The sequence below is a fragment of the Winogradskyella litorisediminis genome (assembly GCF_042675765.1).
GTDB lineage: Bacteria > Bacteroidota > Bacteroidia > Flavobacteriales > Flavobacteriaceae > Winogradskyella > Winogradskyella litorisediminis.
The window spans coordinates 602,442-625,088 of sequence record NZ_JBHTJL010000009.1 but is presented as its reverse complement, the minus strand read 5'-3'; the positions used below and the strand labels follow the sequence as shown (position 1 = coordinate 625,088).

Here is a 22,647-nt window from a genome sequence, read left to right as displayed (position 1 = left end):
ATTTTCATATATTTATAAAGTAGAATAGCCAAAATCAACATTTTTTAAATGTAAGTTTTAGTGAATTTACTTTAAATGAAAAACCTTTGTTTTTTAGTTTTATTCTGTTTTCAAATTTCAGTTTCTCAAACTGCTATCAAACATATTGTTTATTTTGAAACTGATAAATATTCCATTCCAGAAACTGAAATGTACCGACTTCTTCTTTTTTTAGAAGACATTGAATCGGTAGATATTTCTAAAATTTCTATCTATGGTTTTTGTGACGATAGAGGTAGCCACTCTTACAACATGAAGCTCTCTCAAAATAGAGCTAATGCTATAAAAGAAGTATTTACAAGTAACGAATTTGATGAATTTCTCATAACCAATACAGATGGTAAAGGTGAGCTATTACTACGTATTGTTCATGAAGATGAGATTAATAAAATAAGAGGTTTAAACCGAAAAGTTGAAGTAACCGTGATGCCTGTATTTCCAGCTCGAAAAAATAATTTTGATTCTTCAAAACTAGAATCTATACTTAATGGCGATTTAAAGGTTGGAGATAAAATTTTATTAGAAAATTTACTTTTTGAACGTGGTTACAGTTATTTAATACCTGAATCTCGTGTAATTTTAAATAATGTTTCAGAAATTTTAAAAAACCGTAAAGATATTTATTTTACCATACAAGGTCATGTCTGTTGTACTAACGGAGAACGTGATGCTATTGATGGTAAAACAAAAAAACGCAACTTATCAGAAGCAAGAGCAAAGTATATTTACGAATATTTAGCTCGAAGAGGTGTAAGTAAACGTCGTATGAAATATGTAGGTATGAAACGTAAATATCCGCTTGGTGGTCCTCAACGTTTAGATAGACGGGTAGAATTATTAGTTACTGAAGTAAAAAATTAAATTTTCTTCATTTTTATATGCGGAATACCATCTTCTAAATATTCCTTATCGAATTCTATAAAACCAAGATTGTTGTAAAAATTCTTTAAATACACTTGTGCTGAAATAACGATGACGTTGGTTTTGAAATGTTTCTTAATAGCTTCTATTGAAGCTTTCATAATATCATAACCGTATTTATGTTGGCGTTGATTTTCTGCTACTATTACTCTACCGATACTCGATTCTTCAAAATAATCGCCTGGTTTAAAAAGCCTTGTGTAAGCGATTAATTTTTTATCTTTATAACCTAAAATGTGTAGTGCCTTTTGGTCTTTACCATCAATGTCTTGATAGACACAGTTCTGCTCTACTACAAAAACCTCACTCCTTAATTGCAAGGCATCATAAAGTTCCTCTTTTGTTAAATCATCGTAAGACTTTATTTTAGTTTGTAACATATTTAATCAATTAGATTAAAACAAAATTACTCAAAATATGGTGTCTAGAAACTACCTGAAAAATTCTCTATATTTATTTTTTCTTTTTTCTTTTCATCCAATTACAATAAAAAAACCTTAGATTATTCATCTAAGGTTTCCTTTACACAGTATAATAAATCCCCCAATATATTATACTTTCTTATAATCTTATATTTTACATAATTATTTAGCATTAAAAAAAAGTAAGATAAATCAACATAAAAATAATATTATCACACTTACTTTTTTTTAAAGATTGACATAATTTTATAAAACAATACTTAAATATATCTTATTTACAATTATCTACATAAAAAAATGTGTGAATGGTAGGTTTGACTTTATGAACGGTAAAAAATTGTAGGTTAAATCTTAATATCTAACAAGACATGGGAATTTTATCAACACGATTTTGATGTCTTCCACCTTCAAAATCAGTATTTAAAAAGGTGTCAATCATTTTAATAGCTTGAGGAATTGCTGTATAACGAGCTGGAATACAAATAATATTTGCATTGTTATGTTGTCGAGTTAATTCTGTAATCTCATTAATCCAACAAATGCCAGCACGTACATTAGGATACTTATTAGCTGTCATTGCAACTCCATTTGCTGAGCCACAAATTAAAATCCCAAAATCTACATTTGCCTCATTAACATCTTTAGCTACTGGATGTACAAAATCTGGATAATCTACGCTATCAAAAGAATCTGTACCATAATTGGTTACAGTAATTCCTTTAGCTTCGAGATGTTTTACAATAGCATTTTTGTAATCTGGACCTGCATGGTCGTTACCAATAGAAATAGTCATAATAGTGTGTTGTGTTTTATGACAGTAAAATTACATTTTTTTGATGTTGGTTAACAGTCTTATTCATTACTTGTTAATAAGTGTTAACAAGTATTTAGAACTAAAATTTTATTTTCTCAATAAAAATTACAACCAAGAATAGAATTTACACTACCAAAAAAGTTAGCCTTTAATTTTAGATGAGTTATCAGACAAAAAAAGGCAACTACTAACATAAAAAAATCATATACTTATTAAGTATAAATTGTTATCTAAGGTTATTAACAACTGTGAATAGAAAATAAATATACGCTGAAAACTAAGCTTTTAAAATGCTTATAACTTGTTAATAGAAAACAGTAAGTAACTTTTACAACTAAACTATAAAAAAGTTATACCGCTATTAACAAGCTATAATAACCATTATTTTATTTTTTAAATTTTAAAAGAAAAATGATGTTATGTATATATGTGTTGATAACTGAAATTTAAAGTCTAATTGATATTAAGTTAATGGTATTAAATTTTAATAACGTAGCTTTGTAGTAACTTAATATAATTACTTCGCCTGATATTAAGTAGATATAGAAAGAATTCCTGACACTTTCAGGAAATGAAATGATGAAATTTTAAATGACAAAAAAAAGAAAAAAGAAATCTTCAAATAACAAGATTTCGAACCTTACCAATACAATACTAAGTATTTTAAAAAAAGAGCGAAACAAATCGTTCAACTACAAACAAATTGCCGCTACACTTGGCGTTAACGATGCTAGTAGCCGTAATCAAATAATAAAAACATTAGCTAAACTTGCTGCTAAACAAGAGATTGAGCAAGTTGATAGAGGAAAATTTAGAGCTCTAGTTACAGCAGAATATCATGTAGGAAAATTTGATGTTTCAAGTCGTGGAAATGGCTATGTAATTTCAGATGATTTTGAAGATGATATTTTTATCGCTTCAAACAACACTAATAAAGCTTTACATGGCGATGAGGTCGAATTTTACGCTTACAAACGCAAACATCGTGGTAAGCAAGAAGGAGAAATTACAAACATCCTTAAACGTGCTAAAACTGAATATGTAGGAACCATTCAAATTCAAGACAAAAAGAATTTTGCATTCGTTGTACCAGATAGCAACAAAATGTACAAAGATATTTTTGTGCCAATTAATAAGATAAATAAAGCTGAAGATGGAGATAAGGTCTTAGTTGAGCTTTCCGACTGGCCAGAAAAAGCAGATTCGCCATACGGAAAAGTAATTAAAGTTCTTGGAAAACCAGGAGAACACAGCACCGAGATTCATGCCATTTTAGCTGAATATGGTTTACCATTAGAATTTCCACACGAAGTCGAAGAATACGCTAATAATATCGATATTTCTATAAAAGACGACGAAATTAAAAAGCGTCGTGATATGCGTAGAGATTTAACCTTTACCATTGACCCAAAAGATGCCAAAGATTTTGATGATGCCTTATCGTTTAAAGTTTTAGAAAACGGTGATTACGAAATCGGGATACACATCGCAGATGTATCGCATTATGTGCAACCAGATACCATATTAGATGACGAAGCTTATGAGCGCGCCACTTCTATTTATTTAGTAGACCGCGTGGTACCAATGTTACCAGAACGTTTATCAAACGGCGCATGTTCATTACGTCCGCATGAAGAAAAATACACCTTTTCAGCAGTGTTTAAAATGAACAATAAAGCCGAAATTAAAGACCAATGGTTTGGTAGAACAGTAACTTATTCTGATGCGCGTTTTGCTTACGAAGAAGCCCAAGCGATTATAGAAAATAATCCTTCTGTCACGCTAAGCGCAGTCGAAGCGTCTAAGTTAGATAACACAATCCCAACCGAAGTCTCTTTGACAGGTGCGGCATACAAAACTGACCCAAAAATCGCTGAAGCTATATTGTTATTAGACCGTTTAGCTAAAAAAATGCGTGCCAAACGTATGCGCGAAGGTGCTATTTCATTTGATAAAGTCGAGGTAAAATTTAATTTAGACGAAGAAGCAAATCCAGTTGGAGTGTTTTTTAAAACTAGCCGTGATGCTAACAAACTTATTGAAGAGTTTATGCTTTTAGCAAACCGAAAAGTTTCAGAATTTGTAGGAAAACAAAAACCTAAAAAAACTTTTGTCTATCGTGTACACGATGAGCCAGACGAATCTAAACTAGCGCAATTACAAACTGTAGTAAGCCGTTTTGGTCACAAACTTAATTTTAAAGATAAAGGCTCAATTGCGTCTTCATTAAACAATTTATTAAGTGATGTTGTTGGTAAAAAGGAACAAAATTTAGTAGATACACTAACTATCAGAACCATGTCAAAGGCTGAGTATACTACAGATAACATAGGCCATTATGGATTATCTTTTGATTATTACAGTCATTTTACATCTCCTATTCGTCGTTATCCAGACGTGATGGCGCATCGTTTGTTGCAACGTTATCTCGATGGTGAAAAATCAGCAAACGAAGAGATTTATGAAGAAAAATGCCGCCACAGCAGCGATATGGAAAATCTAGCTACAAAAGCAGAGCGCGATTCTATTAAATACATGCAAATTCGCTTTATGCAAGATCATCAAGATGAAGAGTTTTTGGGTGTTATTTCTGGTGTGACCGATTGGGGAATTTATGTTGAAATTATTTCCAACAAATGCGAAGGTATGGTCAGTGTCCGCGACATGAAAGACGACCATTACTATTTTGACCAAGACCAATACGCTATGGTTGGTAAAAAGAAAGACAAAACTTACCAACTTGGTGATGAAGTCATTGTTAAAGTAAAAAATACAGATTTAGTTAAAAAACATCTTGATTTTTACATGATAGGAAAACCTAAAAATCAAGAGTAATTTTTTTAATAATCTGTATTCAGTTGTAGTTTAAAGTTTACAGCAATAAAGGAAAAATCGAAAAGTCTTTCCTTTGAGCTATTCATTTTTAAATTCCGAAAAAATTCAAGAAATTCGTTTTTCAAACAAATTCAATATGATATTAACAACAACAAATAGCATTGAAGGTTTTAAAATTGCAGATTACCTCGGTATTGTAACAGGTGTAGCAATAAATGATCAAACTTTAACTTCTGGTTTTAGTCAAACAAAATACTATCAAAAATTACAAAGTAGTGTTGATGTTGTAAAGGAAAAGGCATTTCAAGTACTAACCTCTAATGCTAAAGCTTTAGGTGCAAATGCGGTTGTTGGTATCAAGATTGAAATTGAATTAACTACAACCAACTACCCTATGGTATCTATTACAGGTACAGCTGTTAAAATATTGGTATAGTTTTTAGTTTGAAATTTATTTTGCTTTAAACTGTAACAATAATAAGCCAACTTCATCTTTAATGGTATAACGTTTTAATCAAATTAAATTTATTATGAAATATATTGCCATTACATTCGCATTATTAGTTACCACATTATTAAGTGCTCAGAACTCTATTGAAAAAACCATTGGTGAATTTACAGAAGTCAAAGCCTTTGATTTAATTAACGTGGTGATGGTAAAGTCCGACGAAAACAAAGTGGTTATCGAAGGTCGCAATCGTCGTAATGTTAAAGTGGTTAATAAAAACGGAAAGCTTAAAATACGTATGGAGCTTGAAGAGTCATATGACGGGAATGATACAGTCGTAACTTTATATTACACAACGGTTGAAATTATAGATGCTAATGAAGGTGCAGAGATTGAAGTTAAAGATGATTTAAAGCAATTCGATATTAAATTTAAAGCTCAAGAAGGCGGACAAATTAATGCAAACGTCGATGCCACATATACTGATGTTCGTGCAGTGACTGGCGGCATCATTAACCTCATAGGAACATCAAAAAATCTTGATGTAAGTATTTATACAGGTGGTGAATTTGACGGTAGAGAATTAAAGACAAAATCTACCGAAGTATCTATCAATGCAGCTGGAGAGGCACGCGTAAATGCATCAGATTTTGTAGAAGCTAGAGTTAGAGCTGGTGGCGATGTTTACATTTATGGAAGCCCAAAGGAAATCGACCAAAAAACAGTTCTTGGTGGTCGTGTAAAACGCATGTAATAAGCTTTGTGATTAGCAAGTTGGTGCGGAATCTTACAATTCGTAATTCCCTATAACTTTCTTACATTTGTGTAAACCATCATGTTTACATGCTCGACGATATATTAACAGCAATTCCATTCGGAATTATTTTATCCTTTACCATTGGTCCAGTATTTTTTGTACTGTTAGAAACTAGTGCTACAAAAGGGTTTAAAAGTGCTTTAATTTTTGACTTTGGTGTAATTTTAGCAGACATCGTTTTTATTTTCGTGGCGTTTTTTAGTACTAATAAATTGGTTGAAAAAGTTAAGGATGACCCAAGTTTTCTCATTTTTGGTGGTATGCTTTTAGTGGCTTACGGAGCTATTTCATTTGTAAAAACCGCCAAGTCTTTTAAATCTATTGTGAGAGAATACCATAAAGTAGTTATCAAAAAAGGCTATGGAAAATTATTCGTTAAAGGGTTTTTACTCAATTTTATAAATATTGGAGTATTAATGGGTTGGCTTGGTTTTATTGTTATTGGTACCTCATTAACTTCTTCAGAAAATGGTACACTTATCTTTGTATCCACGATGCTTACCACCTACTTTATTGTGGATTTGCTCAAAATAGCCGCAGCAAAACGTCTACGTACAAAATTGACACCACGCCGTATTTACAAAACCAAAAAGATTGTGGCCTTAGTTATTTTAGGCTTTGGTATTTTACTTTTAGTTCAAGGTTTATTTCCTGATGTTTACGAAAAAGGCAAAGAGCAGATTGAGAAGATAAGTCCTGTAGGAACGGATTAAATTTTAAAAATAAAAAATACTGAACTTTTGTTCAAGGTTTTAACAGTTATCAAGTAGATTCGAATTGCTTAAAACTTAATTTAAATTTTCCTAAAATTTAAAAACAAAAAAATCCTCAACGTTATGTTGAGGATTTTTAGAGGTGTCGAGCGGATTCGAACCGCTGTAGATGGTGTTGCAGACCACTGCCTAGCCACTCGGCCACGACACCCTATTAAGGTGACAGCAAATATAAAAATATTTACTGTTTTACACTATTTAGAGTGGCTTTTTCGCTTTTTGTCCATTTTTATGGTAACCATTTCTACATCACCACCAATTGGCGGGTTTATTTTACTAACAGAAATTGTGGCTTTGGTTACCATGTTGTCTTCCGAAAATATGCGGTCTAAAATGCGTTTTGCTACGGTTTCAAGTAGTTTAGATGGTATTGCCATTTCTTCTCTTACCACTTTATTTAAAAACACATAATCAACGGTATCACTCAACTCATCTGTTTTTGCTGAGGTTTTTAAATTAGCTTTTACTTCTAAATCAACGCGATAATCGCTACCAATTTTAGTTTCCTCTTGCAAACAACCATGATTTGCAAACACACGGATATTTTCAACTTTTATTTTTCCCATAACGCAAAAATAATATAAATACTTGTCAGATTGAGCGCAGTAGAAATCCTTTTAAATGTAGAACAAGAATGCACTTCGACTGCGCTAAGAGTGACAGAATCGTTAAATCCTAATTTGTAAACAAATCAAAAATATTACTTAATGCACTAGTTTTTGCCTTAAAAAATTCAGTGTACGAGCAATTTTTACAAGTAACGGATGTAAACTTTTTGTTTTGTACATCGAATATTTTTGATAAGGTGCCGCCGGTGGCTCTCATTTCGCCAACCTCATATGTAGTATTATGGCATTTTGGACATTCATATCCCATTAAAATTGATTTTATAGTTTATTGTATTGGTAGAATTTAAAGCTGTTTTGTTACATTTTTATGTAATTTTACAGTCAAATTTTTTTTAGTGAGCTATCGCTTATTTTTACAAATAGCTAATGGCTAAAAGCCAAAATTTAGATTATGTCAGAAGAAACAAAATCACTCAATTTTATTGAGCATATTATAGAAGAAGATTTAGCAAACGGTCTGCAAAAAGACAAGTTACGTTTTCGTTTTCCACCAGAGCCAAATGGTTATTTACATATTGGACACACAAAAGCTATTGGTATTAGTTTTGGTTTGGGCGAAAAGTATAATGCGCCTGTAAATTTACGTTTCGACGACACTAATCCAGCTAAGGAAGAACAAGAATACGTAGACGCTATTAAGCGAGATATTGCTTGGTTAGGCTATGATTGGGCAAATGAGTTATACTCGTCAGACTACTTTCAAAAACTGTACGATTGGGCTATTTTAATGATAAAAGATGGTAAAGCTTATGTCGATAGCCAATCTTCTGAAGCAATGGCAGAACAGAAAGGCACACCTACGCAAGTTGGTACCAATTCACCATTTAGAGACAGAACTGTTGAAGAAAATTTGGAACTTTTCCAAGGTATGAAAGACGGTAAATTCAAACAAGGTGAACATGTGCTGCGTGCTAAAATTGATATGGAAGACCCAAACATGTTGATGCGTGATCCTATAATGTATCGTATTTTATTTGCACACCATCACAGAACTGCAGATAAATGGTGCATATACCCAATGTACGATTGGACACATGGCGAAAGCGATTACATTGAGCAGATTTCGCACAGTTTATGTTCGTTAGAATTTAAACCACATCGCAAATTGTACGATTGGTTTAAAGAGCATGTTTACGACTATGCAAAGGAAGAACTTCCAATGTTGCCAAAACAACGTGAGTTTGCACGACTTAATTTAAGTTATACCATAATGAGTAAACGTAAATTATTACGTTTAGTTGAAGAAGGTGTTGTTAGCGGTTGGGACGATCCAAGAATGCCAACTATTTCGGGCTTACGACGCCGAGGTTACACACCCAATTCTATAAGAGTATTTATAGAAAAAGTTGGTGTAGCTAAACGCGAAAATGTTATTGATGTTTCACTTTTAGAATTTTGTGTTCGCGAAGATTTAAACAAAACAGCCAATCGTGTTATGGTAGTTTTAGACCCAGTAAAAGTGGTTATTACCAATTATCCTGAAGGAAAAGAAGAATGGTTAGAAACCGAAAACAACCCTGAAGATGCTTCTGCTGGAAACCGTAAAATTCCTTTTTCTAGAGAAATTTATATCGAAAAAGAAGACTTTAAAGAAGAAGCGAGTAGCAAATTTTTCAGGCTGAGATTAGGTGGCGAAGTTCGTTTGAAAAGCGCTTACATTATTCAAGCAAATGATGTTGTAAAAGATGCAGAAGGAAACGTTACTGAAATCCATTGCACGTATTCTACAGATACTGAAAAGAAAGTCAAAGGCACATTGCATTGGGTTTCTGTAAAACACGCAATTAAAGCAGAAATTAGAGAGTACGACAGATTATTTAATAATGAAGCGCCAGATAGCCATGCCGATAAAGATTTTATGGAATTTGTAAACCCAAATTCGCTTAAAATAAAAACTGGCTATCTAGAGCCGAGTTTAGAAGATGTAAAAATCGGCGAGCAGTTTCAGTTTCAGCGTTTGGGTTATTTTAATGTAGATGATGATTCGACTTCAGAAAAATTAGTATTTAACAAAACTGTTGGTTTAAGAGATAGTTGGGCAAAACAAAAACCAAAGCCTCAACAAAACCAAAACCAAAATAAACCACAGCAGAATCGACCTGCTATTAGTCTTATTCAGCAATTTGGAAAAAAATATACCAATCTGCCAGAAGATAAGCGCGAAAAAGCAAAAGCGGAAATTATTTCATTGTCAGACAAAGTGTCTTACGACGAATTAGAGCCTTTATTTGGCACTGCAGCAAAAAAAGCAGGAACTAGGGCAGTTGTATTAATTGCTTTAAAACAACTACTTAAAAAGGGCTTAAAACCAAACGAAGCAACTAATGATTTTATTGAAAGAGCCAAAACTGATAAAAATGAAGTTTTGGCTGCGGAAGCAAATAGTTTAGATTAATCTAAGCAGTTATTAAGATATCAAATTAACCTCTAAGCGATTGACCTTAGAGGTTTTTTTGTAAATTTAAATACTAACTTAAATCAAGCTTATTATGGAAATGAATTATCTAGCAATTGTAGTTGCTGCTTTAGTGCCTATAGTTTTGGGTTTTCTTTGGTATAACCCAATATTATTTGGAGGTTTTTGGATGCGAGAATCTGGCATGACTGAAGAAAAATTAAGAAGCGGAAACATGGCCGTTATTTTTATTGTGTCATTAATATTCTCTTTCTTTTTGTCAATGTTTTTACAAACTCTTGTGATACACCAAATAGGAGCAGTACAGTTAATTGGTGGCGATCCAACGGCTGAAGGTATTTTACCATCTTTCCAAGCCTTTATGAACGATTACGGCACAAACTTTAGGACTTATAAACATGGGGCTTTGCATGGTTTATTAGCTGGGATTTTTCTTATTCTACCAATTCTTGGAATCAATGGAATGTTTGAGCGCCAATCCTGGAAACACATATTTATTAACGTTGGCTATTGGACGATGACTTTAACGATTATGGGAGCAATTCTTTGTGGTTGGGTTTAACAATTTATTTATAAAATTCTTAGTTTTAAATGTTTATATTATCTTAAAACGATTTTATGGAAAAACAACACAAACAATTATTAACAGAAATCTCTGTATTGACAAGAGAAATTGAAGAAAAATATCCAGAATTACTTAAATATTTAAACGAAACAAGAAGCACACTACCAAAAGAGCCAAATTCCGATTCCGGACTTAGTTTCGAAGACTTGGAAAATTATAAGCAACAATTACAAACTATGATTGCGAAATATAATCCTGATAAGTAAATTTTTTTAGAAGGATAAACGTCATTTTAAAGCAATCATTTAAAGAATTTAAAAAAGACCTATCTCGTTTTAAGCAAAATAGGTCTTTTATGATTTATTTTTTATTCTTTTTTAGATTTACTTTTATCAATTTTCATCCTTCTTTTTAGCATTTTTCATAGCTTCACCAATTTGGTTACTCGCCGCAAAACTTGCCACCATGTCATTTAGCATATTACTACCTGCCTGTGGAGCATTTGGTAGCAAAATAAGATTGCTATTGGTTTCTTCACCAAGAGATTGAAGCGTATCGTAATGCTGCGTTACCACAATTAACGCAGACGCTTCTTGTGAGTTGATACCAACACGATTTAATACTTCAACAGATTCTTCTAATCCACGTGCAATTTCGCGTCGTTGGTCCGCAATACCTTGACCTTGTAAACGCTTACTTTCGGCTTCGGCTTTTGCTTTTTCAACAATAAGAATACGTGCCGCATCACCTTCAAACTGTGCAGCAATTTTTTCACGTTCAGACGCATTTATACGGTTCATGGCCTCTTTAACTTGTGCATCTGGGTCAATATCCGTTACTAAAGTTTTTATAATATCGAAACCGTAATCTAACATCGCATCGTTTAATTCTGCTTTTACGGCTAATGCAATATCATCTTTCTTCACAAAAACGTCATCTAATTTCATTTTTGGTACTTCAGCACGAACCACGTCAAACACATAAGATGTGATTTGGTCGTGAGGATAATCAAGTTTATAAAATGCATCGTAAACTTTATCTTGTATTACTTTATACTGTACGGAAACCTTTAAACGAACAAAGACATCATCTAACGTTTTGGTCTCTATAATGACATCTAATTGCTGAATTTTAAGGCTTAAACGACCGGCAATTCGGTCTATTAATGGAATTTTCATTTTTAACCCAGAATGTGAAATGACCTGAAATTTTCCAAAACGCTCAATAATGGCAGCTGTTTGCTGTTTTACTGTATAAAAAGCCGAAAGGATTACTAATAATCCTATAACTATAACCGGTACTAAATAATAAGGCATAAAATGTGTTTTAATGGTTGATGTAATATGTGTTACTAAAATTAAGTTATATTTTTGATTGCTCTCGTTAATTCATAGCTAAAATTTACCTTTACCCACTTTCTTATTTACTAAATCTACCATATCATGAAAATTAAATTTCTCCTATTTACCATCTTTTTTGCTTTATTTAGCAGTTATAATGCAGATGCACAAAGTTACCGTATCCAAAATGGTATCGGTCTTTATGGAGGTTTAACCAGTTTTGATATTGATACGGACGATTTTGCCACCGAAAGACAAAACGGTTGGCTGGCAGGCATGGCTGCAACGGTAGATTTACCACACCGTTGGTATGATGTGAGTTATAACATACAGCTGTCTGAAAATCAACTAGGTATTGCTGCAATACCTATTGGAGGTTCACAGGCCGAAATGATAGATTATAAATTATTTACAGCCCAAGTAGCTTTAATAGGCCATCTTAAAGTAATAAAAAATTACATCACTATCGATGCGGGTCCACAATTACAATATAACAGTAACTTAGATTTACAGGACGATACCAAAGAAAATTTTCTTGTTGATGGTTACAATACAATTACAGCAAAAGATATTTCTGAAATTTCAAGATTTAATGTCAACGCAACTGTTGGCGCTACTTTTGGTGTAGAACAATTTAAATTAAGGGCGCAATATATTTATGGATTTACAAATATATTAGGCAAATTAAACGACAAAAACCTATCAGAAAACTCAGATTTTAAAGGCAATCAAAGTATGCTTGTTTTTTCGGCTGGATTTTTCTTTTAGTCTTTTTTGTCATTCTGAACTTGTATCAGAATTTAATTATAATGAACGAATAAGCGCTTTAATTCTATTCACTGTTTCATTTTTTCCAATCATAAACATAATATCAAACACATCTGGTCCTTGTAAAGCTCCGACCAGGGCCAAACGCAACGGCATCATGACTTTTCCAAAGCCAATTTCATTATCTTTAATCCAACTCTTAAGGTTATTTTGAAGGTTTTCTACAGTAAAATCATTGGTTTTTAATACTATTTCAGAAACAGTTTGCATAATCTCCGCAGTATCTTCTTTTAATGTTTTTTTAGAGGCTTTTTCGTCATAAGAGGTAGGAGCAGAGAAGAAGAAGTGGCTTAAATCCCAAAAATCGCTTACAAAAGTTGCACGTTCTTTAATTAATCCTACAACTAATGCGATGTAATTGACATCGATTTCGGCTAATTCTGAACGTTCCGCTTTAAAACTTTCAGCTAAATCTAAATCGAGTTGCTGTTGCATGTATTGGTGATTAAACCATTTGGTTTTATCTGGGTCAAAACGCGCACCAGCCTTATTAACTCTAGCTAAATCAAATTCTGAAACTAAATTTTCTAAGCTGAATAGTTCTTGTTCTGTTCCTGGATTCCAACCTAAAAACGCTAAGAAGTTAACCATGGCTTCTCGGAAATACCCATCTTGTTTGTATCCTTTTGAAATGTCTCCAGTTTTTGGGTCTTCCCACTCTAAAGGAAACACCGGAAACCCTAATTTATCGCCATCACGTTTACTTAATTTTCCTTTTCCTGTTGGTTTTAAAATTAATGGCAAGTGTGCAAATTCAGGTGCTTTCCACCCAAAAGCATCATATAACAATTGGTGTAAAGCCAAGCTTGGTAACCACTCTTCACCACGAATAACGTGTGTAATTTCCATTAAATAGTCATCTACAATATTTGCCAAATGATACGTTGGCATGCCGTCACTTTTAAACAAAACTTTGTCGTCTAGCGTGTTTGTATCTATTGAGATATCGCCACGAATAATATCTTTAAGATGAAGCGTTTGATCTTGTGGTGACTTAAAACGAATGACGTAATTTTCACCAGCATCAATCTTGGCTTGAGTTTCCTCCGCTGTTAAAACAAGTGAATTTACTAAGCGTCCTTTTTCACGATTATGCCAATTATAGATAAAGGTTTTTCCTTCGGCTTCGTGGTTTTTTCGCTCTGCGTCCAAAGCTTCGGCAGTGTCAAAAGCATAATAAGCCTTGTCTTTAGCAATTAAAATATCGGCATATTGCTTGTATAAATGTTTACGTTCGCTTTGTCTGTATGGACCAAATTTTTCGTTTTTGTTTGGACCTTCGTCAAACGGAATATTACACCAGTTTAAAGCCTCGATGATATAATCTTCAGCACCTTCAACATAACGGTTTTGGTCAGTATCTTCTATACGCAGCACAAAATCACCACCGTGTTTTTTAGCAAACAAATAGTTGAAAAGTGCAGTTCTTACACCACCAATATGTAAAGGACCAGTTGGACTCGGCGCAAAGCGCACACGAACGTTTTTAGACATAACGAAATAATAAATATTTTGTCATTCTGAACTTGTTTCAGAATCTCGTGCAAAGATAGAATTATAGCTTTAAAGTTTGAAGCTGGAAGCTGGAAGTTTTAAGCGCGATTCAAAACCATATTTTCAGGCACACGTTTATTCATAATTTTAAACCAAAGCGGCGGAAACATGGCAATAACCATAGACGTTGGGTAACCATAAGGCATTTGTGGACTTTCGTCATGGCAATCTAAAATCTGATATTTTTTGGATGACTTGTAATGATGGTCACTATGGCGCGTCAATTCATACAACACAATGCGGCCAATGACGTGGTTAGAGTTCCATGAGTGCATTTCTCTTACACGCTCATAACGTCCAATTTTAGTTTTAAGCCGAAGTAAGCCGTAATGCTCAATGTAGTTTACGGTTTCAAGCAGAATAAAGCCAACTATACCTGCTGCTATCGCAAAAATTAATCCTTTTGAAGAAAATAGAGTAAATACAATTGTCAAATACCCCAATTGAAACACATGATACCAAAACATATCGTTTTTAAAAGATAAAAACGATTGATTGTTATTTTCTAATAATCTTTTCTGAATACGCCAAGCGCTAAAATATTGTCGCACCGTGGACGTTAACCAAAACGAATACACCGTTTGATTATACCTTGCTGTTGCTGGGTCTTCTGGCGTTGCGGCATGTAAATGATGTCCGTAATTATGCTCAATAAAAAAATGCATATAAAAAGAAGGTAGAAGCAAAGCTTTACCAATAAAACGTTCGTTTGTTGTTTGTCTGTGACCCAACTCGTGAGCTACATTAATACCATTAACCCCAAGCACAATACCTACAGAAAAAATTAAACCCACAAACTCATAGGTTGCAAACGTTTTTGCAGAAACCGCGACCAAACTATAAATTACTAATCCGAAAACAATAGGTAAATTAAGGTATAACAACCAATCAAAAACTTTCTTTTTTAGTCGACTATCTACAGTATCTTTATCAAGGTTTTCAGTATCTACCGGGAATATTAATTCCAAAATAGGAATACACACAAATGCAAAAACAGGTGTTGCCCAAACCCAATAATTTTGAAGGTAAATACCTAAAAATGCAAAAACAGGAATGCAAAATGCTGCGAGATACTTTAAGTCTTTCATAGTTAATTAACAGAATGTTATCAAATTTAAGAATTCACAATTTAAAATAAAATTGTAGATTAGTCAGTTATCCAAGGACAAATGAGTAATTTCAAGACTATACTAGCTAAATTACAGCAATTTATAAAGAAATTCTATACCAATGAATTGCTTAAAGGTGTCATATTATTTTTCGCTATTGGCGTGCTTTATTTCATGTTCACGTTGCTTATTGAATATGTATTATGGCTAAACCCAACAGCAAGAACCATTTTGTTTTGGGTATTTATCGCGGTAGAATTGACGTTATTTGTAAAGTTCATCGCCATTCCGTTAGCACATTTATTCAACTTAAGAAAAGGCATTAATTACGAAACCGCCTCAAGACTTATTGGTAATCATTTCGCTGAAGTTGATGATAAATTATTGAATGTTCTTCAGCTTAATCAAAACCATAAACAATCAGACTTGCTTCTAGCAAGCATTGAGCAAAAATCGGCAGAGTTGAAGCCAATCCCTTTTCAAACGGCTATAAATTTTAAGTCGAGTTTAAAGTATTTAAAGTACGCAGCGATTCCTGTTGCTATTTTGTTCTTATCTTTTATTACGGGAAAAATCAATTGGTTTAGCGATAGTTACGAGCGTGTTGTAAATTATCAAACCGCTTACGAACCGCCAGCACCTTTCCAGTTTTTTGTGGTAAACGAAAAGCTTCAAGCTATTGAAAATAAGGATTATATACTAATTGTAAAAACAGTTGGTGAAGTTATTCCTGAGCAAGTTCAGATAGATTATAACGGCGAAACTTACTTTTTACAGCAGAATGTTCCGGGCGAATTTCAGTATGTCTTTACACAACCAAAAGCTAATATTCCGTTTTCTCTGACTGCGAATGGTGTTAACTCCAAAACTTACGAATTAAGTGTTGTCAATATTCCGACGCTGACAGGTTTTGACATGGTTTTAGATTATCCTAGCCATACCAAAAAACGTGATGAGGTTTTAAAAAGTTCTGGCAGTGCTACAATTCCTGAAGGCACAAAAGTCATATGGAAAGTTAATACAAAAACAACTTCTGAAGTTGCGATTTACGGCAATGACACGTTAAGTTTTGAGAACGAGAGCGACGATGTTTTTCAGGCTTCAAAACGTTTGTATAGAAATTACAATTACAGTATAAATACTAGCAATGAGAATTTAAAAAATTACGAAAGTTTAGCCTTTTCCATTAACGTCATTAAAGATGCGTATCCAGAGTTAGATATCAAGGTTCAAAAAGATTCATTAGACCAGCAAAGTCTTTATTTCTATGGCCAAGCCAGTGACGATTATGGCTTACGTAAGCTTAATTTGGTTTATTATCCTTCAGAAAATGAAGCACAAAAACAAATTTTACCAATTAACATTTCAACCTCGAATTTTTCAGAATTCGTTAGTGCATTTCCAGACCAATTAAATGTTGAAGACGGCAAAGCTTACGAGTTGTACTTTGAGGTATTTGATAATGATGCTACTCACAATTATAAAAGCGTAAAAAGTTCGGTGTTTAGCTACAGAAAACGCACTAAAGACGAAGAAGAAACCAAACAACTTAACGAGCAAAACGTAACCATTAAAAGTATCAGCGATACGTTTGATAAACTAAAAGAACAAGATAAAAAGCTTGAGGAATTATCTAAAACTCAAAAGGAAAAAGAAGCCTTAAATTTTAATGATAAAAAGAAGTTCGAAAATTTCTTGAAACGTCAGAAACAACAAGAGCAGCTGATGAAAAACTTCAATAAAAAACTTCAGGAAAATTTAGAAGAATTTCAAAAAGACAAAGAAGAAGAAAAAGGCAAGAAAGACGAGTTTAAAGAAGATTTAAAAGAACGTTTAAAAGAAAACGAAGAGCAACTCAAAAAAGATGAAAAACTACTTGAGGAGCTTGAAAAAATGACTGAGAAGATTAATAAAGAAGAGTTCAGTCAAAAACTTGAAGAACTTGCAAAACAGAATAAGAACAAGAAACGCAGCATGCAGCAATTGTTAGAGTTAACCAAGCGTTTTTATGTTACCAAAAAGCAAGAAAAAGTTCAAAAACAGCTCGAAGATTTAGCAAAGAAACAAAAAGAACTTTCAGACAAAAACGAAAAAGAAAACACTAAAGAGGCGCAAGAAAAACTAAACAAAGAATTTGAGGACGCTTTAAAAGAATTAGAAAAACTAGAGAGTGAAAACCGTAAGCTCAGAAAGCCAATGGATATTGAGCGCGATAAGCCAACGGAAGATAGCATAAAAGAAGACCAAAAAGAGGCTAAAGAAAATTTAAATAGCGAAGAAAAAGACGCAGAAAAGCAGGAAGGTGAGAAGCAAAATGCCGAAAAAATAGAGCAAAAGCCAATGACGCCTCAGCAAATGCAAAAGGCAAAAAACAAGCAAAAAGCAGCTGCCAAGAAAATGAATCGTATGGCAGAAATGATGAAACAATCTATGATGTCTGGCGGCGGAGGAGGCGATAAAATGGAAGAAGATGCCGAAATGTTGCGACAAATTTTAGACAATTTAGTGTTGTTTTCTTTTGACCAAGAAGCGTTGATGGACCGTTTTAATGAGATTGATATTAACCATAATCAGTATGGAAAATTCATTATAAAGCAAAGCACATTAAAAGAACATTTCGAGCATGTAGATGATAGTTTATTCGCTCTGTCTTTGCGCAACCCAAAAATTTCAGAAAAGATAAATTCTCAAATCACCGACGTCTATTTTAACATTGATAAGAGTTTAGATTTGTTAACTGAGAATCGTATTTTTCAAGGCGTATCCTCACAACAATATACCATAACCGCTGCAAACGACTTGGCAAATATGTTAAGTAATATGTTAGATAATATGGAGATGCAAATGAATATGCAACCAGGTTCTGGCGGTAAGGGAGAAATGCAATTGCCTGATATTATTATGAGTCAAGAAGAACTCAACAAGAAGATGGAAGAAGCTATGAAAAAGGCTAATGGCGAAGAAGAAGGAAAAGAGGGTGAGGAAAAAGGAAAGGAAGGCGAAGAAGGAAAAGAAGGTGAAAAGGGTAAAAAAGGAGAGCAAGGAAAAGAAGGCGAATCTGGAAAGCAGTCTGGAGGAAAAGATGGTGAAGGCGAATCTGGAAATAAAGGAAAAGAAGGACAGGGTTCTGAGGGACAAAATGGAAAACCAGGAACTGAAGGTAAAAATGGAAAAGATGGTAAAAGTGAATCTGGCGAAGATGGAAAGAATGATGGTTACGGCGAAGGCGGAAGCGAAGAGTTAAATGGTGAACTTTATAAGATTTACCAGCAACAACAAAAGTTAAGACAAGCGCTTCAAGATAAAATTGGAAAAGAAGGTAGTCAAGGCAATGCGGGCGATTTAATAAAGCAAATGGAAGATGTGGAGTTAGATTTAATCAATAAAGGTTTTACCAATCAGACGCTGCAAAAAATGATGGACGTACAGCATCAGTTATTAAAGTTAGAGAATGCCACATTTACTCATGGCGAAGACGAAAAGCGAGAATCTAAAACAAACAGAAAAGACTACAATACAAATTCCAAAAGTCAAATTCCGACTGCTAAACAATATTTCAATACTACTGAAATTTTGAACAGACAAGCCTTACCTTTGCGCTCGCAATTCAAAAAGAAATTGCAGGACTATTTTAAGACCACAAATGATTAGTTTTAATTACGAAACCGATTTTAAATTACAAGATGAAATTGCAAAACGTCAATGGATTTCAGATTTAATCGAAGAGGAAAATTGTCGTGAAGGCGAAATCAATTATATCTTCTGTTCAGATGATTATCTGCATAAAATAAATATCGATTTTCTAAACCACGATACCTTAACAGATATTATCAGTTTTGATTATTCTGTAGGAAAAAAACTACACGGAGATATCTTCATCTCTGTTGATAGAGTGGAAGAAAACGCCAAAGATTTTGGTGTGTCTTTCGACAATGAAATGTCTCGAGTGATGGCGCATGGTGTTTTGCATTATTGTGGCTATAAGGATAAAACGGATGCTGACCAGAAAGTGATGACATCAAAGGAAGATTACTACCTCAAAAAATTCATTTAATATCCACGTTTTCAGCGTATATTTGCAAATTGAAAAATTGGAATTAGAAAAACGTTCCACGTGGAACAAAAACAGATACACTTATGTTTGCTGATAAATATGATGTTATAGTTGTTGGAGCAGGTCATGCAGGTAGTGAGGCTGCTGCCGCTGCCGCTAATATGGGCAGCAATACACTTCTAATAACCATGAATCTTCAAAATATTGCACAAATGTCATGTAATCCTGCGATGGGCGGAATTGCAAAAGGACAGATAGTTCGAGAGATTGATGCACTCGGCGGATACAGTGGCATTGTGTCTGACACATCTGCGATTCAGTTTAAAATGCTCAATAAGTCAAAAGGACCTGCAATGTGGAGTCCGAGAGTTCAGAGCGACCGTATGAGATTTGCTGAAGATTGGAGAATGCTTTTAGAGAATACACCCAATTTAGATTTTTACCAGGAAATGGTTTCGGGTCTAATCGTTAATAACGGTAAGATAGAAGGTGTAAAAACTTCTTTAGGAATTGAAGTGAAAGCCAGCACCGTAGTTTTAACCAACGGAACTTTTTTAAATGGTTTAATACATATTGGAGAAAAGAATTTTGGAGGTGGAAGAGCAGGTGAAAGAGCTGCAACCGGCATCACAGAACAGTTGGTAAATTTTGGTTTTGAATCTGGTAGAATGAAAACTGGAACACCACCAAGAGTTGATGGTCGCTCTCTAGATTATTCAAAAATGATTGAGCAACCTGGTGACGAACGTCCAGATAAATTTTCTTACTTAGACATTACAAAGCCTTTAGAAAACCAAAGGTCATGTTACATGACGCACACAAGTGAACAGGTACATGATTTACTTCGTGAAGGCTTTGATCGTTCTCCAATGTTTAATGGCAGAATTAAAAGTGTTGGTCCAAGATATTGTCCTTCAATTGAAGACAAAATCAATCGTTTTGCAGATAAAAACAAACATCAATTATTCGTAGAACCTGAAGGCTGGAATACCTGTGAAGTTTACGTTAATGGCTTCTCAACATCGCTGCCAGAAGATGTCCAATTTAAAGCTTTACGTTCTGTTGTGGGTTTTGAAAATGTGAAATTTTTTAGACCAGGTTATGCAATCGAATATGACTATTTTCCACCCACACAATTAAAACACACTTTAGAAACTAAGCTGATTGACGGTTTGTTTTTTGCAGGACAAATTAATGGAACAACAGGTTACGAAGAAGCGGCTTCTCAAGGTTTAATGGCAGGTATAAACGCGAGCTTAAAAGTTCAGGAGAAAGAAGCGTTTACCTTAAGAAGAGATGAAGCTTACATTGGCGTTTTAATCGATGATTTAATTACAAAAGGCACAGAAGAGCCATATAGAATGTTCACCTCGCGTGCTGAATACAGAACACTTTTAAGACAAGATAATGCGGATTTTAGATTAACTCCAAAAGGATACGAACTTGGCTTAGCTTCCCAAAAGCGTTTAGAACGTATGGAAGAAAAGCAAGCAAAATCAGATGCGTTTGTTCAGTTTTTTAAAGATACAAGCGTAAAGCCAGAGGAAATAAATCCAATTCTAGAAGCTAAAGATTCTGCAAAAGTCAAGCAGCAAGACAAGATGTTTAAGTTGTTTGCTAGGCCAAATATTAGCATCGATGATATGCGAAAAGTTAATTCTGTCGAAACTTTTATTTCAGAAAACAAGTTAGATACTGAAGTTTTAGAACAAGCCGAAATCCAAGTGAAATATGCTGGATATATTGAGAAAGAAAAGAACAATGCAGATAAACTTCAACGATTAGAAAACGTAAAGATTCCGCCAAACTTCGACTATTCAATGTTACAATCGATGAGCTTAGAAGCGCGTGGGAAATTGAACGAAATTCAACCAGTTACCGTTTCTCAAGCATCACGAATTAGTGGCGTTTCACCAGCAGATATTTCTGTCTTGTTGGTTTATATGGGGCGATAATTTTGTAATGTTCCACGTGAAACAATAAGATTCAAAGTCTAATATTTAAGGTTTAAAATTGTTTACCCAGATTATTAAAAACTTAATTTAGCAGCATCTAATTCGTAAAACTTAGTGTTCAGTTTCGAGCGACAGTCGAGAGATATTTTAAGGACTTTTTGTAATAATCTACCCTAATTCTAAACTTATCTAAGTCAGCAGAATTTTCTAATAAATGAAAAACCAAACAAAATTCATATCCCTAAAAGACCATTCTGTTTCTGGAGAATCGTTTGATTTAATTTATAGTCAATACGATGATATTCTAGAAACATCACCACAACCATCAGCTAAAGATTTGCCTAAATACTACCAAAGCGAAGATTATATTTCGCACACAGATACAAGGCGAAATCTTTTAGAACAAGTCTATCATATTATCAGAAAAAGTGCTTTAAAAAAGAAATTGTTATTGATAAATTCGTTTGATTCTGACACTTCAAATTCGCTCACCACAAGTACTTCGAATTCGCTCAGTACAAAAGAAAAAAAATTATTAGATGTTGGATGCGGAACAGGTGATTTTTTAAAAACCGCAAAGGACAATAATTGGTCGGTTTTTGGAATAGAGCCAAATCCTGATGCAAGACAAATTGCTAATTTAAAAACAGAGAATTCCGTTTTCGATATTCCAAAATTGTTAGATTTTGAAGAGAGTAGTTTCGATATTATTACTCTTTGGCATGTTTTAGAACATCTACCAAAATTAGAAGAGCACATTCAAATTTTCAATTCCCTTTTAAAACCAGATGGACACTTGGTCATTGCCGTGCCGAATTTTAAAAGTTACGATGCAAACTATTATAAGAAGTTTTGGGCAGCTTATGATGTGCCAAGGCACTTATGGCATTTTTCTCAAACAGGAATGAAACGATTGGTCGAGAGTTTTGGTTTTAAATCTCAAAAAACGTTGCCAATGATTTTTGATGCGTTTTACGTGAGTCTGCTTTCAGAAAAATACAAGCGCGGATTTATGAATCCGTTTATGGCATTTTGGATTGGATTGCGCTCAAATCTTAAAGCAAAGCGTTCTGGCGAGTATTCTTCCTTAATTTACACCTTCAAAAAGAGCTAAAAGCTAATATTAGC

Annotated in this window: 20 protein-coding genes and 1 tRNA gene; 13 read left to right on the top strand and 8 right to left on the bottom strand. The window is 33.7% G+C overall.

The features are described from left to right. The first annotated feature begins 75 nt into the window (after positions 1–75). Positions 76–900 (top strand): OmpA family protein, encoded by an 825-nt coding sequence (locus tag ACFQ1Q_RS05080; RefSeq protein WP_386128634.1) that lies wholly within the window; start codon positions 76–78, stop codon positions 898–900. Here the strand turns inward: ACFQ1Q_RS05080 and ACFQ1Q_RS05075 are convergent. Continuing rightward, the gene (locus ACFQ1Q_RS05075; RefSeq protein ID WP_386128632.1) at positions 897–1,340 is read right to left on the bottom strand and encodes a GNAT family N-acetyltransferase; all 444 of its coding nucleotides are present in this window, start codon (positions 1,338–1,340) and stop codon (positions 897–899) included. The two genes, ACFQ1Q_RS05080 and ACFQ1Q_RS05075, sit on opposite strands and share 4 nt — an antisense overlap. Positions 1,341–1,740: 400 nt before the next feature. Further along, positions 1,741–2,175 carry an RpiB/LacA/LacB family sugar-phosphate isomerase gene (locus ACFQ1Q_RS05070; RefSeq protein WP_386128630.1) on the bottom strand — a complete coding sequence of 145 codons (435 nt, stop codon included), beginning with the start codon at positions 2,173–2,175 and terminating at the stop codon, positions 1,741–1,743. 612 nt (positions 2,176–2,787) lie between these two features. Between ACFQ1Q_RS05070 and rnr the strand changes: the two genes are divergently transcribed. The 4 genes from rnr (at position 2,788) to ACFQ1Q_RS05050 (ending at position 7,009) form a co-directional block, all read left to right on the top strand. Next, entirely contained in the window at positions 2,788–5,031 is a 2,244-nt protein-coding gene (gene rnr, locus ACFQ1Q_RS05065) for a ribonuclease R (RefSeq protein WP_386128628.1), read from the top strand. Positions 5,032–5,167: 136 nt separating this feature from the next. Continuing rightward, a complete protein-coding gene (locus ACFQ1Q_RS05060; RefSeq protein WP_386128626.1) occupies positions 5,168–5,467 on the top strand; it encodes a heavy metal-binding domain-containing protein in 300 nt (99 codons plus the stop codon). Positions 5,468–5,561: 94 nt separating this feature from the next. Next, positions 5,562–6,233 carry a head GIN domain-containing protein gene (locus ACFQ1Q_RS05055; RefSeq protein ID WP_386128624.1) on the top strand — a complete coding sequence of 224 codons (672 nt, stop codon included), beginning with the start codon at positions 5,562–5,564 and terminating at the stop codon, positions 6,231–6,233. An 89-nt stretch (positions 6,234–6,322) separates the two neighbouring features. Beyond that, positions 6,323–7,009 carry a LysE family translocator gene (locus tag ACFQ1Q_RS05050; protein WP_386128622.1) on the top strand — a complete coding sequence of 229 codons (687 nt, stop codon included), beginning with the start codon at positions 6,323–6,325 and terminating at the stop codon, positions 7,007–7,009. 140 nt (positions 7,010–7,149) lie between these two features. Here the strand turns inward: ACFQ1Q_RS05050 and ACFQ1Q_RS05045 are convergent. The 3 genes from ACFQ1Q_RS05045 to ACFQ1Q_RS05035 all read right to left on the bottom strand — a co-directional run bounded on the left by ACFQ1Q_RS05045 (position 7,150) and on the right by ACFQ1Q_RS05035 (position 7,945). Continuing rightward, a tRNA-Cys gene (locus ACFQ1Q_RS05045) sits at positions 7,150–7,220 on the bottom strand. A 43-nt stretch (positions 7,221–7,263) separates the two neighbouring features. Next, a complete protein-coding gene (gene folB / locus ACFQ1Q_RS05040) occupies positions 7,264–7,635 on the bottom strand; it encodes a dihydroneopterin aldolase (protein ID WP_386128620.1) in 372 nt (123 codons plus the stop codon). 109 nt (positions 7,636–7,744) lie between these two features. Continuing rightward, positions 7,745–7,945: a zinc ribbon domain-containing protein gene (locus ACFQ1Q_RS05035; protein ID WP_386128618.1), complete on the bottom strand. Its 201-nt coding sequence runs from the start codon at positions 7,943–7,945 to the stop codon at positions 7,745–7,747. A gap of 144 nt (positions 7,946–8,089) precedes the next feature. Between ACFQ1Q_RS05035 and ACFQ1Q_RS05030 the strand changes: the two genes are divergently transcribed. From ACFQ1Q_RS05030 to ACFQ1Q_RS05020, 3 genes are all read left to right on the top strand, one after another. After that, on the top strand, positions 8,090–10,093 hold the full coding sequence (locus tag ACFQ1Q_RS05030) for a glutamine--tRNA ligase/YqeY domain fusion protein (protein WP_386128616.1): 2,004 nt from the start codon (positions 8,090–8,092) through the stop codon (positions 10,091–10,093). A gap of 100 nt (positions 10,094–10,193) precedes the next feature. Beyond that, positions 10,194–10,676: a DUF1761 domain-containing protein gene (locus ACFQ1Q_RS05025; protein ID WP_386128614.1), complete on the top strand. Its 483-nt coding sequence runs from the start codon at positions 10,194–10,196 to the stop codon at positions 10,674–10,676. A 56-nt stretch (positions 10,677–10,732) separates the two neighbouring features. After that, a complete protein-coding gene (locus tag ACFQ1Q_RS05020) occupies positions 10,733–10,945 on the top strand; it encodes a hypothetical protein (protein ID WP_386128612.1) in 213 nt (70 codons plus the stop codon). Between the two features lie 126 nt (positions 10,946–11,071). Here the strand turns inward: ACFQ1Q_RS05020 and ACFQ1Q_RS05015 are convergent, their stop codons facing one another. Beyond that, positions 11,072–11,995 (bottom strand): SPFH domain-containing protein, encoded by a 924-nt coding sequence (locus ACFQ1Q_RS05015; RefSeq protein ID WP_386128610.1) that lies wholly within the window; start codon positions 11,993–11,995, stop codon positions 11,072–11,074. 126 nt (positions 11,996–12,121) lie between these two features. Between ACFQ1Q_RS05015 and ACFQ1Q_RS05010 the strand changes: the two genes are divergently transcribed. Next, entirely contained in the window at positions 12,122–12,787 is a 666-nt protein-coding gene (locus ACFQ1Q_RS05010; protein WP_386128608.1) for a hypothetical protein, read from the top strand. Positions 12,788–12,823: 36 nt separating this feature from the next. Here ACFQ1Q_RS05010 and gltX read toward each other — a convergent pair whose 3' ends face one another. Continuing rightward, complete coding sequence (gene gltX, locus ACFQ1Q_RS05005; protein WP_386128606.1) at positions 12,824–14,341, bottom strand: glutamate--tRNA ligase; 1,518 nt, start codon at positions 14,339–14,341, stop codon at positions 12,824–12,826. Between the two features lie 98 nt (positions 14,342–14,439). Next, positions 14,440–15,489: an alkane 1-monooxygenase gene (locus ACFQ1Q_RS05000; protein ID WP_386128604.1), complete on the bottom strand. Its 1,050-nt coding sequence runs from the start codon at positions 15,487–15,489 to the stop codon at positions 14,440–14,442. 81 nt (positions 15,490–15,570) lie between these two features. Here ACFQ1Q_RS05000 and ACFQ1Q_RS04995 point away from each other — a divergent pair, with 81 nt between their 5' ends. From ACFQ1Q_RS04995 to ACFQ1Q_RS04980, 4 genes are all read left to right on the top strand, one after another. Continuing rightward, entirely contained in the window at positions 15,571–19,161 is a 3,591-nt protein-coding gene (locus ACFQ1Q_RS04995; protein ID WP_386128602.1) for a DUF4175 family protein, read from the top strand. Continuing rightward, on the top strand, positions 19,154–19,564 hold the full coding sequence (gene ybeY / locus ACFQ1Q_RS04990; protein ID WP_386128600.1) for an rRNA maturation RNase YbeY: 411 nt from the start codon (positions 19,154–19,156) through the stop codon (positions 19,562–19,564). The genes ACFQ1Q_RS04995 and ybeY overlap by 8 nt, the downstream gene beginning before the upstream one ends. Before the next feature lie 83 nt (positions 19,565–19,647). Then, positions 19,648–21,519 carry a tRNA uridine-5-carboxymethylaminomethyl(34) synthesis enzyme MnmG gene (mnmG, locus tag ACFQ1Q_RS04985; protein ID WP_386128598.1) on the top strand — a complete coding sequence of 624 codons (1,872 nt, stop codon included), beginning with the start codon at positions 19,648–19,650 and terminating at the stop codon, positions 21,517–21,519. A 214-nt stretch (positions 21,520–21,733) separates the two neighbouring features. Then, positions 21,734–22,633, top strand: a complete 900-nt coding sequence (locus tag ACFQ1Q_RS04980; RefSeq protein WP_386128596.1) for a class I SAM-dependent methyltransferase — start codon at positions 21,734–21,736, stop codon at positions 22,631–22,633. Positions 22,634–22,647: the final 14 nt, after the last annotated feature.